The organism is Mesorhizobium sp. M2E.F.Ca.ET.209.01.1.1 (genome assembly GCF_004010375.2).
In the GTDB taxonomy this organism is placed as follows: Bacteria; Pseudomonadota; Alphaproteobacteria; order Rhizobiales; family Rhizobiaceae; genus Mesorhizobium.
This window is the reverse complement of record NZ_SADP02000319.1, coordinates 1-393: the sequence shown is the minus strand read 5'-3', so window position 1 is coordinate 393 and position 393 is coordinate 1. Positions and strand designations below refer to the sequence as shown.

The 393-nt window shown below is 61.8% G+C and carries 1 pseudogene; it reads right to left on the bottom strand.

Features of this window, described 5'->3' with window-relative positions:
• Window positions 1-393, bottom strand: a pseudogene (locus tag EN852_RS35815) (carboxylate--amine ligase); the annotation flags it as partial.

The following is a 393-nucleotide window of genomic DNA, read 5'->3' as shown; positions in this document are numbered from 1 at the left end:
CGCCGGTTGTCGCGACGACAGGCCGGGTAATATCCGCTTTTTCAACACCCTGAAGGCTGTCAGCGGCAGGTCGATCAGGCCCGGCAGCGGGTCATTCAGCGCAAATGCAGCCCAACTGCGGACCTTGGCGAGGGACGCAAGATAGTCGGCAGCCCGCACCTCCCCTCTCCGCCCCAGGGTAAATGCAGCAACAAGATCACGGACAAGATAGGACCACGACGTGCCGTTGCGGGCCTTGACCGGCTCGCCGGTCGGCTCTTCGTTGGCGGCACGCCACAACAATGCGCCAAGATCAATGCCGGCAGCAGAACAGAGGCCGAACCACGACCACGGACGCGGATTCACATCGAGAAGTTTCAGCGTCCCGTCCCGGTCATCGAACTTGAATTCCAC